The 16,326-nt window shown below is 60.4% G+C and carries 15 protein-coding genes; 8 read left to right on the top strand and 7 right to left on the bottom strand.

Features of this window, described 5'->3' with window-relative positions:
- The first annotated feature begins 41 nt into the window (after positions 1-41).
- Positions 42-2,135 (top strand): LTA synthase family protein, encoded by a 2,094-nt coding sequence (locus IMW75_RS06385; protein ID WP_045061687.1) that lies wholly within the window; start codon positions 42-44, stop codon positions 2,133-2,135.
- Between the two features lie 59 nt (positions 2,136-2,194).
- Here the strand turns inward: IMW75_RS06385 and IMW75_RS06390 are convergent, their stop codons facing one another.
- Positions 2,195-2,347 (bottom strand): DUF3309 family protein, encoded by a 153-nt coding sequence (locus tag IMW75_RS06390; RefSeq protein WP_010461760.1) that lies wholly within the window; start codon positions 2,345-2,347, stop codon positions 2,195-2,197.
- Positions 2,348-2,631: 284 nt separating this feature from the next.
- On the opposite strand from IMW75_RS06390, the gene IMW75_RS06395 reads away from it, so the two are divergent.
- The 3 genes from IMW75_RS06395 (at position 2,632) to csrA (ending at position 4,183) form a co-directional block, all read left to right on the top strand.
- The gene (locus tag IMW75_RS06395; protein ID WP_045061686.1) at positions 2,632-3,447 is read left to right on the top strand and encodes an SDR family oxidoreductase; all 816 of its coding nucleotides are present in this window, start codon (positions 2,632-2,634) and stop codon (positions 3,445-3,447) included.
- Between the two features lie 64 nt (positions 3,448-3,511).
- Complete coding sequence (locus IMW75_RS06400) at positions 3,512-3,844, top strand: YnfA family protein (protein WP_045061685.1); 333 nt, start codon at positions 3,512-3,514, stop codon at positions 3,842-3,844.
- 153 nt (positions 3,845-3,997) lie between these two features.
- Positions 3,998-4,183, top strand: coding sequence for a carbon storage regulator CsrA (gene csrA, locus IMW75_RS06405; RefSeq protein WP_045061684.1), 186 nt, complete (start codon positions 3,998-4,000; stop codon positions 4,181-4,183).
- An 8-nt stretch (positions 4,184-4,191) separates the two neighbouring features.
- On the opposite strand, the gene IMW75_RS06410 is transcribed toward csrA, so the two are convergent.
- From IMW75_RS06410 to IMW75_RS06425, 4 genes are all read right to left on the bottom strand, one after another.
- Complete coding sequence (locus IMW75_RS06410; RefSeq protein WP_205892131.1) at positions 4,192-4,419, bottom strand: YheU family protein; 228 nt, start codon at positions 4,417-4,419, stop codon at positions 4,192-4,194.
- Positions 4,420-4,611: 192 nt separating this feature from the next.
- Positions 4,612-5,802 carry an osmoprotectant NAGGN system M42 family peptidase gene (locus tag IMW75_RS06415; protein WP_045061683.1) on the bottom strand — a complete coding sequence of 397 codons (1,191 nt, stop codon included), beginning with the start codon at positions 5,800-5,802 and terminating at the stop codon, positions 4,612-4,614.
- A 179-nt stretch (positions 5,803-5,981) separates the two neighbouring features.
- A complete protein-coding gene (gene ngg / locus IMW75_RS06420; protein ID WP_205892132.1) occupies positions 5,982-7,730 on the bottom strand; it encodes an N-acetylglutaminylglutamine synthetase in 1,749 nt (582 codons plus the stop codon).
- A gap of 3 nt (positions 7,731-7,733) precedes the next feature.
- Positions 7,734-9,506, bottom strand: coding sequence for an N-acetylglutaminylglutamine amidotransferase (locus IMW75_RS06425; protein WP_205892133.1), 1,773 nt, complete (start codon positions 9,504-9,506; stop codon positions 7,734-7,736).
- A 136-nt stretch (positions 9,507-9,642) separates the two neighbouring features.
- Between IMW75_RS06425 and IMW75_RS06430 the strand changes: the two genes are divergently transcribed.
- Positions 9,643-9,798: a hypothetical protein gene (locus IMW75_RS06430; protein ID WP_160298070.1), complete on the top strand. Its 156-nt coding sequence runs from the start codon at positions 9,643-9,645 to the stop codon at positions 9,796-9,798.
- A 4-nt stretch (positions 9,799-9,802) separates the two neighbouring features.
- Here IMW75_RS06430 and mnmC read toward each other — a convergent pair whose 3' ends face one another.
- Positions 9,803-11,785: a bifunctional tRNA (5-methylaminomethyl-2-thiouridine)(34)-methyltransferase MnmC2/FAD-dependent 5-carboxymethylaminomethyl-2-thiouridine(34) oxidoreductase MnmC1 gene (gene mnmC, locus IMW75_RS06435; protein WP_205892134.1), complete on the bottom strand. Its 1,983-nt coding sequence runs from the start codon at positions 11,783-11,785 to the stop codon at positions 9,803-9,805.
- 159 nt (positions 11,786-11,944) lie between these two features.
- Between mnmC and pap the strand changes: the two genes are divergently transcribed.
- Both pap and IMW75_RS06445 read left to right on the top strand, forming a co-directional pair.
- On the top strand, positions 11,945-13,459 hold the full coding sequence (gene pap / locus IMW75_RS06440; RefSeq protein WP_205892135.1) for a polyphosphate:AMP phosphotransferase: 1,515 nt from the start codon (positions 11,945-11,947) through the stop codon (positions 13,457-13,459).
- A 102-nt stretch (positions 13,460-13,561) separates the two neighbouring features.
- On the top strand, positions 13,562-14,746 hold the full coding sequence (locus tag IMW75_RS06445) for a thiolase family protein (RefSeq protein WP_205892136.1): 1,185 nt from the start codon (positions 13,562-13,564) through the stop codon (positions 14,744-14,746).
- 126 nt (positions 14,747-14,872) lie between these two features.
- On the opposite strand, the gene IMW75_RS06450 is transcribed toward IMW75_RS06445, so the two are convergent.
- On the bottom strand, positions 14,873-15,067 hold the full coding sequence (locus tag IMW75_RS06450) for a DUF6316 family protein (RefSeq protein WP_045061677.1): 195 nt from the start codon (positions 15,065-15,067) through the stop codon (positions 14,873-14,875).
- Positions 15,068-15,266: 199 nt separating this feature from the next.
- Here IMW75_RS06450 and IMW75_RS06455 point away from each other — a divergent pair, with 199 nt between their 5' ends.
- The gene (locus IMW75_RS06455; RefSeq protein ID WP_045061676.1) at positions 15,267-16,226 is read left to right on the top strand and encodes a DMT family transporter; all 960 of its coding nucleotides are present in this window, start codon (positions 15,267-15,269) and stop codon (positions 16,224-16,226) included.
- The last annotated feature ends 100 nt before the right edge of the window (positions 16,227-16,326 follow it).

Genomic DNA, 16,326 nt, shown 5'->3' on the forward strand with positions numbered 1-16,326 from the left:
GTATTTATGCAACTTCAACTTCCAATGGGTCCTAAAACGACATGGCAAACCCGGACGCCCTGAAACAGCAGCGAGCTTCAAGTCGCCTGCTGCAACCAACCGTCAAATCGCACCTGGCCTACACTTTGTTGTGCGCCCTGGTCATGATGGTCATGTTCAGCCTGCTGCGCGTTGCGCTGCTGGCCTACAACAGCGAGATGATCCTTGATACACCGGCCTCGACCTTCGCCGAAGCGTTCGTCAACGGTCTGCGATTCGACCTGCGCCTGGTGGTCTACCTCAGCATCCCGCTGGTACTGGCACTGTTCAGCGTCCGCGCAATGGCGGCCCGTGGTTTCTTCCGCCTGTGGCTGACCGTGGCTTCGAGCATCGCGCTGTTCCTCGGCCTGATGGAAATGGACTTCTACCGCGAATTCCACCAACGTCTCAACGGCCTGGTTTTCCAGTATGTGAAGGAAGACCCGAAAACCGTCATGAGCATGCTCTGGTACGGTTTTCCCGTGGTTCGTTACCTGCTGGCATGGGTCGGCGGCACTGTCATCCTCGCGCTGGCGTTCAAGGGTGCAGACCGCGCCACCCGACCACGCGGCCCGTTCAGCGGCGGTACCATCAGTACTCGCCAGGTGGCTCCATGGTATGCGCGCACTGCCGTGTTCGTGGTTTGCCTGCTGATCTGCGTCGTCGCGGCTCGCGGCACCTTGCGTCAAGGTCCGCCTCTGCGCTGGGGGGACGTCTACACCACCGATTCCAATTTCGCCAATCAGTTGGGCCTCAATGGCACGCTGTCGCTGATCGCTGCTGCCAAGAGCCGCATGTCTGAAGATCGCGATAATATCTGGAAGGCTACCTTGCCGCAGCCTGAAGCCCAACAAATCGTGCGCGACATGCTGGTCATGCCTGACGACAAGCTGGTCGATCCGGACACGGCAGCCGTGCGCCGTGACTACACGCCACCGGCCGACAAGACCCTGCCGATCAAGAACGTCGTCGTGATCCTGATGGAAAGCATGGCCGGTCACTCGGTAGGCGCGTTGGGTGCCTCGGGTAACATCACGCCGTACCTCGACAAACTGTCGAAAGAGGGCCTGCTGTTCGATCGCTTCTTCTCCAACGGCACACACACCCACCAGGGCATGTTCGCCACCATGGCCTGCTTCCCGAACCTGCCGGGCTTCGAATACCTGATGCAGACCCCGGAAGGCAGCCACAAGCTGTCCGGTTTACCGCAACTGCTCAGTGTCCGTGATTACAACGATGTATACGTCTACAACGGCGACTTCGCCTGGGATAACCAGTCGGGCTTCTTCAGCAGCCAGGGCATGACCAACTTCATTGGTCGCAATGATTACGTGAACCCGGTGTTCTCCGATCCGACCTGGGGCGTGTCCGACCAGGATATGTTTGATCGCGGCCTGGTCGAGCTCAAAGCGCGGGAAAACGGCAAGCCGTTTTATGCGCTGCTGCAAACCTTGTCGAATCACACCCCATACGCCTTGCCGTCGCCATTGCCGGTCGAGCGCGTGACGGATCGCGGCAGCCTCAACGAACATTTGACGGCCATGCGCTACGCCGATTGGGCCTTGGGCCAGTTCTTCGAGAAGGCCCGCAAGGAGCCTTACTTCAAGGAGACCCTGTTCGTCATCGTGGGTGACCACGGTTTCGGCAACGAGCGCCAGATCACCGAAATGGACCTGGGTCGCTTCAACGTGCCGATGCTGCTGATCGCACCGGGCATCCAGGAGAAATTCGGCGAGCGTGACCACACCGTTGGCACCCAGATCGATATCGTGCCGACTATCATGGGCCGCATCGGTGGCGAAGTGCGCCATCAATGCTGGGGTCGTGACCTGCTGAACCTGCCGGAAGGCGACACCGGTTTTGGCGTGATCAAGCCTTCGGGCAGCGAACAGACCACCGCGATCATCACCGCGGATCAGATCCTGGTACTGCCCAAGGAAAAAGAAATGGCGCCGAAGGTATACCAGTATCAGTTGGGCGCTACACCCAAGGCCGAGGTCATCCCTGATGCACCGCGTACCGCCGAGCTCAAGCAGAAACTTGAAGCTTTCCTGCAAACGGCGACCAAGAGTCTGATCGATAACACTGCCGGTGTGGTTGACGGCAAGCCGGACTGAATGTCCAGGCAATAAAAAAGAGGCCCTTTTCAGGGCCTCTTTTTTTTCCTGTTAACGCTTTATATCTTGCCAAGCAAGAGCAGGATCAACAGCACCACCAGGACTACACCGATGATACCCGACGGGCCATAACCCCAACTTCTGGAGTGGGGGAAGACCGGCAAACCGCCTACCAGAAGAAGGATCAGAATAACGATTAGAATTGTGCCCATGTCTGTTTCCTTGTTGAAAGTGTTCCGGAATGACCTAGCTATAACTGTCAGCAGGAATGAATTAAATCCTGGCTGCTTAAATGATCCGACTGCGCTGATCGCGAGAAAATTCCAAGTTTTTTTAATGTTTTTCGAAGAAAGCCTTATTTCCTTTTTATTGGCTTAGTTCATCCGTCCGCGCCCGGGGTTTGAGCAGCCTATTCAGCAATCTGATGCAGCGTGGCTCCCGCTATCTCCTTCGCTACACTCGGCACATCTTCCCCGGAACAACAAGGCTGTCTGCTATGCAAAATCGCATGATGATCACTGGCGCAGGCTCGGGCCTGGGTCGCGAAATCGCGCTCCGCTGGGCGCGCGAGGGCTGGCAACTGGCCTTGTCCGATGTCAGCGATCCCGGCCTGCAGGAAACCCTCAAGCTGGTGCGCGAGGCGGGTGGCGACGGGTTTATCCAGCGCTGTGACGTGCGCGACTACAGTCAACTGACGGCATTTGCCCAGGCCTGCGAGGAGAAGCTGGGCGGCATCGACATCATCGTCAACAACGCCGGAGTGGCCTCCGGCGGGTTCTTCAGCGAGCTGTCCCTGGAAGACTGGGATTGGCAGATTGCGATCAACCTGATGGGCGTGGTCAAGGGCTGCAAGGCGTTCCTGCCGCTGCTGGAAAAGAGCAAGGGCAAGATCATCAACATCGCGTCCATGGCCGCGTTGATGCAAGGCCCTGCCATGAGCAACTACAACGTGGCCAAGGCCGGCGTGGTCGCATTGTCTGAAAGCCTGCTGATCGAACTGGCGCAGCAGGAAGTCGGGGTGCATGTGGTATGCCCATCGTTCTTCCAGACCAACCTGCTGGACTCTTTCCGAGGCCCGACGCCTGCGATGAAAGCGCAGGTCGGCAAATTGCTTGAAAGTTCGCCGATCACCGCTGCCGACATTGCCGACTACATCTATCAGCAGATCGGTGCCGGTGAATTCATGATCTTGCCGCACGAGCAGGGCCGTATGGCCTGGGCGATCAAGCAGAAGAACCCGCAACTGCTGTACAACGAAATGACGGTCATGGCCGATAAAATGCGCGCAAAGGCCAAACAGACCGCAGGCTGAGCTTGCCCGATGGTCCCGCCGTCGCTAGGGTGGCCGCCATCGGCCATTTTAGCGAGACCCTTGCATGCTCAATTACCTGTGGTTCTTTCTTGCCGCCTTGTTTGAAATCGCCGGGTGTTTTGCATTCTGGATGTGGTTGCGCCAGGGCAAGAGCGCCCTGTGGATTGTGCCGGCACTGTTCAGCCTGACGCTGTTCGCACTCCTGCTGACGCGCGTGGAAGCGACCTATGCAGGTCGCGCCTATGCCGCCTATGGAGGCATCTACATCGTGGCGTCAATTGGCTGGTTGGCGGTGGTGGAGCGGATTCGTCCCTTGAGCTCGGACTGGATCGGTGTGGCCCTGTGCGTGATTGGCGCGACGGTGATTCTCTTCGGCCCACGACTGTCGGCTTCCTGAAGGAAAGATCCGATATTCTGCGGTTTTGTCGGATAAATCCTACGGGGTGCTTCCCTCAGGTTTGTAGGGAAAAACTGATTTGCCTACAACATATTGAATGAGCGTTTTCTGCCGGGCATCTTCAAGGTCCTGTCACCCAGTAGGACCTATCCCATGCTAGTTCTCAGCCGTGTAGCCCAAGAGTTGATCTCCATTGGCGACACCATTTCCGTGCGAATCCTGGCCGTCAGTGGCGACAGTGTGCGCATCGGAGTTGAAGCGCCGCGCAGTTTTACCGTCCATCGCAGCGAGATCTACGAGCGCATCCAGGACGAAAAAAAGACCGGGAAACACAAGTAACAGACGTTTCAGTCGAACAGATGCTTGGGCACATCGTGCTTGAGCATCAGTTGACATTGCTCGCTCTCCGGATCGAAAACGATCAGTGCCTGTCCCTTGCTCAGGGCCTGGCGAACCCGCAAGACCCGGGTTTCCAGCGGGGTGTCGTCGCCGTTGTCCGTGCCGTCGCGGGTCACGAAATCTTCGATCAAGCGGGTCAAGGTATCGACTTCAAGTTGGTCGTGGGGAATCAGCATAGCCACCTCGGTTGAACAATCGCGCGATGCTACGGCGATTGGCAGATGGCGGCTACCCTCGGTTTAGCGCAGGTTGCTCCATCGTCATCGCGAGCAGGCTTGCCCTCACACCAAAACCGTTTCCCGCACGGGGAAAATTCTGTGGGAGCGAGCCTGCTCTCGATCGGTCGTGCCGGCGCCGCAGATATCGGCTTAGCTATCGTTGCGCTGTCCCACCAGGCTATCCACCGATGGCACCCGGGTATCACTTTCCATCTGCGTGTCATGCTCGATCTGGTGACTGAACCGGTCCAGCGAACCCTTCGCTGGCTGTGCATCGCTGGCAAATACCGGCGGGCTGAGGATGTAGGCGCCGAGCAGGCGACTCAACGCGGCCAGGCTGTCTATGTGGGTACGCTCGTAGCCGTGAGTTGCATCGCAGCCGAAAGCGAGCAGGGCGGTGCGGATGTCATGCCCGGCGGTAACCGCCGAATGCGCATCGCTGAAGTAATAACGGAACAGATCGCGACGCACCGGTAATTCATTATCGCTGGCCAGGCGCAGCAAGTGCCGGGACAGGTGATAGTCATACGGCCCACCGGAATCCTGCATTGCCACACTCACGGCATGTTCGCTGGAATGCTGGCCCGGAGCTACGGGGGCTATATCAATGCCGACGAACTCACTGACGTCCCACGGCAACGCCGCTGCCGCGCCACTGCCGGTTTCCTCGGTGATGGTGAACAGGGGATGACAATCGATCATCAGCTCTTCGCCACTGTCGATAATCGCCTTCATGGCCGCCAGCAGCGCAGCCACGCCGGCCTTGTCATCCAGGTGACGGGCACTGATATGGCCGCTTTCGGTGAATTCGGGCAATGGATCGAAGGCCACGAAATCACCGACGCTGATCCCTAGCGAGTCACAGTCTGCACGAGTGGCGCAGTAGGCATCCAGACGCAACTCCACGTGATCCCAGCTGATCGGCATCTCGTCCACGGCCGTGTTGAAGGCGTGCCCGGAAGCCATCAGGGGCAATACACTGCCGCGAATCACGCCATTATCGGTGAACAGGCTGACCCGACTGCCCTCGGCAAAACGGCTGGACCAGCAGCCAACTGGTGCCAGGGTCAGTCGACCGTTGTCCTTGACCGCGCGAACTGCCGCGCCAATGGTGTCCAGATGCGCCGAGACGGCGCGATCCGGGCTGTTTTTCTTGCCCTTGAGGGTCGCACGGATGGTCCCGCGCCGGGTCATTTCGAAGGGAATGCCCAGCTCTTCAAGACGCTCGGCGACGTAGCGCACGATGGTGTCGGTGAATCCTGTGGGGCTTGGAATGGCCAGCATCTCCAACAGGACTTTTTGCAGGTAGTTGAGATCCGGTTCCGGGATTCTACTGGTCATGGAAACTCCTGATGAGTTGAGTGCATCGATGGTTTCGATGAGGTTAAGAATGGGAGGTGGTCAGGCCGTCATCGCGGGCAGGCTTTGCTCTCACAGCAGCCCGGCTCCCAGAGCCGGGCCTCACACACTCCCTGTGGGAACAGGCTGCCCGCGATGGCGTCAGTCCAGGCAGCATCTATCTATTGGGCAGCCGGCTGACTATGGGGAAACAGCAGATCCACAAAGCGTTCTGCCGTCGGTTGCGGTTCATGATTGGCCAGCCCGGCGCGTTCATTGGCCTCGATAAATACGTATTCCGGCTGATCCGCCGCCGGCACCAGCAGGTCGAGCCCGACCATGGGAATGTCCAGCGCCCGGGCCGCCCGCACCGCAGCGTCGACCAGGGTCGGATGCAGGATGGACGTGACATCCTCAAGGATGCCGCCGGTATGCAGATTCGCCGTGCGCCGCACGAACAGGTGCTCGCCGGCCGGTAAAACACTGCTGTAATCGTAACCGGCAGCCGCCAGGGTACGCTCGGTTTCGCGGTCGAGGGGGATCTTGCTCTCGCCGCCGGTGGCAGCCTGGCGCCGACGACTTTGAGCCTCGATCAGCGCGCCGACACTGTGCTGGCCATCACCGATCACTTCGGCCGGTCGGCGGATGGCCGCAGCCACCACTTCAAAACCGATTACCAGAATCCGCAGGTCCAAACCTTCGTGAAAACTCTCCAGAAGCACCCGGGTGTCAAACTGGCGAGCTGACTCAATGGCTTGCTGGACCTCTTCGATCGCCTGCAGGTCCACCGCTACCCCTCGGCCCTGTTCGCCGTCCAGCGGCTTGACCACTACGCGCTCATGCTCGTCGAGGAATGCCAGGTTGTCATCGGCGTTGCCGACAAGTTGCTGGGACGGCAATTTCAGCCCCGCCGCCTTCAGTACCTTGTGCGTCAGGCTTTTGTCCTGGCACAGACTCATGCTGATGGCGCTGGTCAGGTCGCTCAGGGACTCGCGGCAACGTACCCGCCGCCCGCCATGGCTGAGGGTGAACATCCCGGCTTCGGCGTCATCGACCAGTACATCAATACCCCGACGATGGGCCTCCTCGACAATGATCCGTGCGTAAGGGTTGAAGTTCGCCTCCGGCCCAGGCCCCAGGAACAGCGGCTGATTGATGCCATTCTTGCGTTTGATGGCAAAGGTCGAAAGGTTGCGAAAACCCAGCTTGGCGTAGAGGTTTTTGGCCTGGCGATTATCATGCAATACCGACAGGTCGAGGTAACTCAGCCCGCGACTCATAAAGTGTTCGATCAGGTGCCGGACCAGCACTTCTCCCACCCCCGGTCGGGAACAAAGGGGGTCGACGGCCAGGCACCACAGGCTGCTGCCGTTCTCTGGATCGTTGTAGGCCTTGTGATGGTTGAGCCCCATCACACTGCCGATGACCGCACCGCTGTCTTCATCCTCGGCCAGCCAGTACACCGGACCGCCGAGGTGACGCGGGGTCAGCAAACTGGCATCGATGGGCAGCATGTTGCGGGCCTGGTACAGCGTGTTGATCGCCTTCCAGTCCGCCTCACTTTGCGCCCGACGAATCCGGAAGCCGCGAAACACCCGCGTGGAGGGGCGATAGTCAGTGAACCACAGGCGCAAGGTGTCCGAAGGGTCGAGGAACAGTTGCGCCGGCTCAAGCCCCAACACCTGCTGGGGCGCGGCCACATACAGCGCGATATCCCGCTCGCCGGGTTTTTCGTTGAGCAGTTCCTGGGCAAGACTGGCAGGGTCAGCGAAGGTGTGGCCGATCAGCAATCGACCCCAACCGCAATGCAGCGCAATCGGGGCCGCGCTCGGTTCACTGCCATCCTCAGCCAAGCGTGCCTGCAAGCGCTCGTAGGTAGGCGCCTGACCGCGCAACAAGCGTTGGCTGTAAGCCGTGGCGTGGGGTTTCATCGATCAGATTCCTTGTTCGCTGAGCCACAGGTTCAAGGCCGCCAGTTGCCACAGCTTGGAGCCACGCAAGGGCGTCAGTTGACCTTGTGGATCAGTCAGCAGGCGGTCAAGCATGGCCGGGTTGAACAAGCCACGATCCTGGCTCGGATCCAGCAGCAGTTCGCGCACCCAATTGAGCGTATCGCCCTGTAGATGCTTGAGGCCGGGGACCGGAAAGTAACCTTTCTTGCGGTCGATCACTTCACTTGGAATGACCAGTCGCGCGGCTTCCTTGAGCACCTGCTTGCCGCCATCGGGCAGCTTGAATTTGCCCGGTACCCGTGCCGACAATTCCACCAGGCGGTAGTCCAGGAACGGCGTGCGGGCTTCCAGGCCCCAGGCCATGGTCATGTTGTCGACGCGCTTGACCGGGTCGTCCACCAGCATCACCGTGCTGTCCAGGCGCAAGGCTTTGTCCACAGCGGCATCGGCGCCAGGCTGGGCAAAATGTTCTTTCACGAAATCGCCAGCCGCGTCATTCGCCGTCAACCATTTGGGCTGCACGGTGGCGGCGTAATCTTCATAGCTGCGGTCGAAAAACGCTTCGCGGTAGGCAGCGTAAGGGTCGGCGGCGCCATCGACTTGCGGATACCAGTGGTAACCGGCGAACAGTTCGTCTGCACCCTGGCCGCTCTGTACCACCTTGCAGTGCTTGGCCACTTCACGGGACAGCAGGTAGAACGCAATGCAGTCATGGCTGACCATCGGCTCGCTCATGGCGCGGAACGCCGCCGGCAATTGCTCAATGATCTCTTTTTCGTCGATGCGTAACTGATGGTGCTGGGTGCCGTAGTGCCTGGCGATCAGGTCCGAGTACTGGAACTCGTCGCCGCGTTCGCCGCCGGCATCCTGGAAGCCGATGGAAAAGGTCGACAGGTTCTCCACCCCGGCTTCGCGCAACAGTCCCACGAGCATGCTCGAATCCACTCCGCCGGAGAGCAAGACTCCGACGTCGACAGCGGCTCGTTGACGAATAGCCACCGCTTCACGGGTGCTGTCCAGCACGCGGTCGCGCCAGTCTTCCAGTGTCAGGTTCATTTCATCGGCACGGGGACCGTAGGGCAGGGTCCACCAGGTTTTCTGCTCGGTGCTGCCATCAGCTTCGACGCGCATCCAGGTCGCCGGCGGCAATTTCTCGATGCCTGCCAGCAAGGTGCGCGGAGCGGGAACCACGGCATGAAAATTCAGATAGTGATTGAGAGCCACCGGATCAAGGATCGGGTTGATGTCGCCGCCCTTGAGCAGTGCTGGCAAAGCCGAGGCAAAGCGCAGGCGCTGGCCGGTACGCGACAGGTAGAGCGGCTTCACGCCCAGACGGTCACGGGCAATGAAAAGGCGCTTGGTGTCGCGTTCCCAAATGGCAAACGCAAACATGCCGTTGAGCTTGGGTAGCAGTGCTTCGCCCCAGGCGTGATAGCCCTTGAGCAGCACTTCGGTGTCACCGCCGGAGTAGAACGCATAACCAAGGCTTTCAAGCTCGGTGCGCAACTCTGGAAAGTTGTAGATCGCGCCATTGAACGCCAGGGACAGGCCCAACTGATTGTCGACCATCGGCTGCGCCGAGCCGTCCGACAGGTCCATGATTTTCAGGCGGCGATGGCCCAGGGCAATCGGCCCTTGGCTGTGGAAGCCCCACGCGTCAGGTCCGCGGGGTGCCAGGTGATGGGTGATTCGTTCAACGGCTGCAAGGTCCGCAGGTTGATTGTCAAAGCGTAACTCGCCAGCTAATCCGCACATAAAGTCCTTACCGGTTTTTCCGTTGGGGAGGTTCAATCGATACCCGGCTAAAACAGCGGGCACTCAGAAACTGACCCGCTGCGATCCTGGGAGTTTTAGATCGATAAGGAATAAGGCGCTCGATGCCTGTGCGGTTGTGCCCCTGACCTCCGACCAGCGCCTGAAGGCGCTGGTGGAACACACCGCCGGCCTGGACAAGGCCCGAGTACTACAGCGGCCATGCCGCATTGGCTGGCGGCTGCGGGTCGGGATGGGGTGCAAACACTGGAAGAAGCGTTGCGGTAGTCTTTAGTCTTTCACGCCTTTGCGCGGATCAAGCGCCGCAAGACGAATCGATTGGGATGGCACGCCTCGGCGACGGCCCGGGGCAACGGCAGCGGTTCGTTGTCGAGCCAGGCCGCCAGCAGCTCGGCTGACAATGGGGCGGTGATCAAGCCCCGGGAACCGTGACCGCTGTTGACGTACACACCGTCCAGCCATGGGCAAGGGATGTCCGGCGTTTGCCGGGCATCTTTGCTCAGGACGCCATAGGCGTCGGTAAAGGCCTGGGTAGCGGCCAGCGGACCGACGATCGGCAGGTAATCCGGACTGGTACAGCGAAACGCGGCGCGACCTTCCAGGGCCTCTGGTTGCAAGGTGCCGGCACCCAGGCGGGCGACCAGATCGGCGGATATATCCTCGAGCATCTGCAAGTTGCCGGCATGCTCGGCTGCCGTGGGTGTCAGGTCGTCGTTGTTGAAATCGAAACTGGCGCCCAGGGTGTGTTCGCCCAGCCGCGCCGGTGCAACGTAGCCTTCGGCGCACACCACGGTGCTCAGGCTTTGGCTGTCAGCAGTTTGAGGCAGGCGGGTAATCTGGCCCCGAATACGCTTGAGCGGCAGGTCGCTGCTGAAGTCAAAACGCCTGACGTCGGCAGCGCCCGCCAGCACCACCACTGTCGCTTGGGCCAGCAATCTTTCCCCAGCCCACGCCTGCCATTGCCCTTTGTCACGGCGCAGTTGCACCACCTCGTGATGAGTCAGGACGTTGATATTGGGATGAGCCGCTTGCCAGGCGCACAGGGCTGGCGGATGCACCCAGCCGCCCTCTGGATAAAACAGGCCGCCGGATGGCAGCGCGATACCCGCGCGCCCCTCGGCGTGTTCGCGATCGAGCTCATGCAGCAGATCGTCGGGAAACGCTGCGGCCAAATGTGCCTGCCGGTCGGCTTCCTTGGCATTGAACGCCAGTTGCAGAACACCGCAATCGTCCCAGTCGACTCCCCGTTGCAGATGTTCGAGCAACCGCCGGGTGTGGCCAAATCCACTGACAATCAACTGTGACAACGCCGTGCCATGGGCCGAAAGCTTGAGGTACAACACGCCCTGGGGATTGCCCGACGCTTCCTGCGCCAGAGCCGTGTGACGCTCCAGCAGGCTCACGCGCCAACCCCTTGCCGCAAGGCTCGCAGCCGTGGCGCAACCGGCCAGACCGGCGCCAATCACCATGGCATGCCGCTCGCCAGTCAGTGGCAGCGGACGCGCGAACCACGGTTTGGTTACCGCCGGCGGCGCTGCCTCTTGCGGCCATCCGAGAAATACGCCCCGCAGGATTTCCCATTTGTGCCCGATGCCGGGCGTACGCTTCATCTTGAAGCCCGCCGCATTCAGCAGTCGGCGCACCCAACCGGTGCTGGTAAACGTACTGATGGTCGAGCCGGGCGCTGCCAGGCGGGCCAGTTCGGCGAACAGCTCGGCGGTCCACATGTCGGGATTTTTTGCCGGGGCGAAGCCGTCGAGAAACCAGGCGTCAACTTGGGCGTCCAGTTGCGGCAACTGTTCCAGGGCGTCGCCAATCAGCAACGTCAGGGTGACGCGGCCGTTGTCCAGCACCAGTCGCTGGAAGCCTTGATGGATGGCCACGTATTGCGCCAGCAGTTGATCGGCGAACGGCTTGAGCTCGGGCCACAATGCCAGTGCTCGCTGCAGGTCCGGCAGGGTCAGCGGGTATTTTTCGACGCTGACGAAATGCAACCGCGCGCCAGGCACCGCCTGTGCCTCGAACAACTGCCAGGCACAGAGGAAGTTCAGGCCGGTGCCGAATCCGGTCTCCCCAATCACCAGGCGCTCACCGGCCTGCAGCGTGGCAAAGCGCTCACTCAAGGCATTTTGCTGGAGGAACACGTAACGGGTCTCATCCAGGCCCGACAGATCGGAAAAGTACACGTCGTCGAACACCCGCGAACGCGGAAGTCCCTGGTCGTCCCAGTCGAGCTGGGCGTGGGGTAATACGGGTTTCATGGCAGGCTCGGCATCGGCAAGGTGGCCATTCTAGCTGATCGTCGTGGCAATGCCTGATCCATGGCATCGGCAGCGGCCGATCAAACGATGAAAATGGATTTCTACTACGTGGGGGAGGTCAATCCGCTAGTCTTGCTCAATACGGGAAGGGAGCCATCCATGTTCGAATCTGCTGAAATCGGTCATTTCATCGATAAAGAAACCTACGACGCCGAAGTGCCGGCGCTGCGCGAAGCGTTGCTTGAAGCGCAATTTGAACTCCAGCAGCAGCAACGTTTTCCGGTCATCGTGCTGATCAACGGCATCGAAGGGGCCGGCAAGGGTGAGACGGTCAAGCTGCTCAACGAGTGGATGGACCCTCGACTGATCGAAGTGCGCACTTTTGATCAGCAAACCGACGAGGAGCTGGCCCGTCCGCCGGCCTGGCGCTACTGGCGAATGCTGCCAGCCAAGGGCCGCATGGGTATTTTCTTTGGCAACTGGTACAGCCAGATGCTTCAAGGGCGAGTCCATGGCGAGTTCAAGAATCCGCGGCTCGACCAGGGCATCAATGCCGCCGAGCGTCTGGAAAAGATGCTGTGCGACGAAGGCGCGCTGATCTTCAAGTTCTGGTTCCACCTGTCCAAGAAACAGATGAAGGCCCGCCTCAAGGCGCTGGCGGACGACCCCTTGCACAGCTGGCGCATCAGCCCGCTGGACTGGCAGCAATCGCAGACCTACGACAAGTTCGTCAAATACGGCGAGCGCGTCATGCGCCGCACCAGCCGTGACTATGCGCCCTGGCATGTGATCGAAGGCGTCGACCCGAACTATCGCAGCCTGGCGGTCGGGCGGATTCTGCTCGCCGGCCTGCAAGGTGCTCTCCAACGAGCATCCCTGCACCCGGAAAAAGTCAACGCCGCCCCACTGCCCACCAGCGTCGATCAGTTGAACCTGCTCGACAGCCTGGACTTGACCCTGCGCCTGGACAAGGACGATTACGAAGAACAGCTGATCACCGAACAGGCACGCTTCTCTGGCCTGATGCGGGATAAACGCATGCGCCGCCACGCGTTGATCGCCGTCTTCGAAGGCAATGATGCGGCGGGCAAGGGCGGGGCGATTCGCCGGGTGGCGGCGGCCCTGGATCCGCGTCAGTACAGCATCGTGCCGATTGCCGCGCCGACCGAAGAAGAGCGTGCGCAGCCGTACTTGTGGCGGTTTTGGCGGCACATCCCGGCCAAGGGCAAGTTCACCGTGTTTGATCGTTCGTGGTACGGGCGTGTGCTGGTGGAGCGCATCGAAGGCTTCTGCCCGCCGTCGGACTGGTTGCGCGCTTACAGCGAGATCAATGATTTCGAAGAGCAGATCGTCGATTCCGGCGTGATCGTGGTCAAGTTCTGGCTGGCCATCGACAAGCAGACTCAGCTGGAGCGTTTCCAGGCCCGTGAGGAGATTCCCTTCAAGCGTTTCAAGATCACCGAAGACGACTGGCGCAACCGCGACAAGTGGGACGCCTATCGTGCTGCGGTAGGCGATATGGTGGATCGCACCAGCACCGATATCTCGCAATGGACGCTGGTGGAAGCCAATGACAAGCGCTGGGCGCGGGTCAAAGTGCTGCGCACTATTAACAGTGCGCTGGAAGCGGCGTTCGAAAAGTCCGACCGCGAGGACAAGAAACACAAGAAGTGAACCGATGGTTGCGCATACGCGAGGTGAATGATTGTCGCAGCCGCTTATGTTGTGGACTTATGCTCGGTCTACTCTCAACCGATAACAACAATGAGGTATGCCATGCGTGAAGTGGTGATCGTCGACAGCGTGCGGACCGGCCTGGCCAAATCCTTTCGCGGTAAGTTCAACCAGACTCGTCCTGACGACATGGCGGCGCATTGTGTCGACGCCTTGTTGGCGCGCTCGGGCATCGACCCGGCGAGCGTCGAGGACTGCATCGTCGGAGCTGGTTCCAACGAAGGCGCCCAAGGCTACAACATCGGCCGTAATGTGGCGGTGTTGTCGCGCCTGGGTACTGGCACTGCCGGCATGACCCTCAACCGCTTCTGCTCGTCGGGTTTGCAGGCGATCGCCATTGCTGCCAACCAGATCGCTTCGGGCTGCAGTGAGATCATTGTGGCTGGCGGCGTCGAGTCGATCAGCCTGACGATGAAGAGCGTCAATACCGACAACCTGATCAACCCGCTGCTCAAGGAGCAGGTCCCGGGCATCTACTTCCCCATGGGCCAGACTGCCGAGATCGTGGCGCGTCGCTATAACGTCAGCCGCGCAGAACAGGACCTGTATGCGCTGCAGAGCCAGCAGCGTACGGCGCAGGCCCAGGCCACCGGCTTGTTCGATGACGAAATCGTGCCGATGGCGGTGAAATACTGGGTCGAGGACAAGAACAGCGGCGAGGTGCAGATCCTCGACGGCATTGTCGATCGCGACGATTGCAACCGCCCGGACACCACGCTGGAAAGCCTGGCGGGCTTGAAACCGGTATTTGCCGAAGACGGCTCGGTGACTGCCGGCAACTCTTCGCAGTTGTCCGACGGTGCGTCGATGACGCTGGTGATGAGCCTGGAAAAAGCCCTGGAGCTGGGATTGAAGCCCAAGGCGTTCTTCCGCGGATTTACCGTGGCAGGTTGCGAACCGGATGAGATGGGGATCGGCCCGGTGTTTTCGGTGCCCAAACTGCTCAAGGCCAAAGGGTTGCAGGTGGCCGACATTGACCTGTGGGAACTCAACGAGGCGTTCGCTTCGCAATGCCTTTACAGCCGTAACCGCCTGCAAATCGATAACGAAAAATACAACGTCAACGGCGGCTCGATTTCCATTGGCCACCCGTTCGGCATGACCGGTTCGCGGCAAGTGGGGCATCTGGTGCGCGAGTTGCAGCGGCGTAATCTGCGCTATGGCGTGGTGACCATGTGCGTGGGCGGGGGCATGGGGGCTACCGGGCTGTTTGAAGCGGTGGGGTAATGACCTGTATTGGTGTGGAAACTGTGAAGTAGCCTTCGCGAGCAAGTCGAATAACCGCGCCGCCGCTCACACAGGTCTTGCGGCGGTGCGACGATTCGACTTGCTGGCGAATACCCGCGCCTGGGTCTAGCGCCGGTTACTCATCTTTTGCATCCGCTCGATATATTCCCGAATCCCCCGCTCCGCCACCTGCGGATTTTCAAACGGCCCCTCCAGCGTGTTTTCCCGGGTACTGAAATACAACTCCCCGTTCACCCTGCATAGCCGGTCACTGCGAAAGTGCGTAGCGGGGGCGTTGTCCTGGGCGCGCATGCCGTACATGAAGGTTCTCCTGAAGGTGCTGTCCTATGGGTGGATCGAATCAGCTTATGTCTGAACCATTTGCCGTGCCCAACCAACCGATCGACGGCATGCGACCTGCACAGTTGCATGCGCGGCACGTGGGCAACTGTGCCTGTGTACCATCAGCGCATGGGCCTAGAATGACCAACTCTTGCCGTCTGGCCTTGTTGAGGTACGCATGCACATTTCATCCGGTCGCTGGGCCTACGGCCTGTTCCTGGCCTTGCTGACCGCGCTGTTGTGGGGAATCCTGCCGATCAAGCTCAAGCAGGTGCTGCAGGTGATGGACCCGGTCACGGTGACCTGGTTTCGCCTGATGGTGTCCGGCAGTTGCCTGTTCATCTACCTGGCGGCCACCAGGCGCCTGCCCAGTCGCAAGGTCCTCGGCCCGCGCGGTGGCTGGCTGGTGGTGATGGCGGTGCTGGGGCTGGTCGGCAACTACGTGTTGTACCTGATGGGCCTGAACCTGCTGAGCCCCGGTACGGCACAACTGGTGGTACAGATGGGCCCGATCATGTTGCTGATCGCCAGTCTGTTTGTGTTCAAGGAGCGTTTCAGCGTCGGGCAGGGGATTGGGCTGCTGGTGCTGCTGATCGGCTTCGTGCTGTTCTTCAACCAGCGCCTGAGTGAGTTACTGACTTCCCTGAGCGACTACACCGCCGGCGTGTTGCTGGTCCTGCTGGCTTCCACGGTCTGGACCTTCTACGCCTTGGGGCAGAAGCAACTGCTGACGGTATGGAATTCGCTGCAAGTGATGATGGTGATCTACCTGTTCTGCGGGTTGCTGCTGACCCCCTGGGTGCATCCGCTGGAAGTGCTGCAACTGAGCCCGCTGCAGGGCTGGCTGCTGCTGGCGTGCTGCATGAACACTTTGATTGCCTACGGTGCATTCGCCGAGGCGCTGGCCCACTGGGAGGCTTCCCGGGTGAGTGCGACGCTGGCAATCACGCCGCTGGTGACCTTCGCTGCGGTGGCTGTGGCCGCATGGCTCTGGCCGGCGTACGTGCATGCCGAGACAATCAATGGCCTGGGCTATGGCGGGGCCGTGCTGGTGGTGTTGGGCTCGGCGCTGGTGGCGCTGGGGCCTTCATTGATTGCCGGACTGAGGGCGCGGCGGGCGCGGTTGGCGGCCAGTTAGACCGCGTCATCGTTCATCGCGGGCAAGCCGCGCTCCCACAGGTTTTTTGCTAGCACACAGGTTCTGTGCTTAAACACAGACCTGTGGGATCGCGGCTCGC

Origin of the sequence: Pseudomonas gregormendelii (assembly GCF_017114825.1) — a bacterium.
Lineage (GTDB): Bacteria > Pseudomonadota > Gammaproteobacteria > Pseudomonadales > Pseudomonadaceae > Aquipseudomonas > Aquipseudomonas gregormendelii.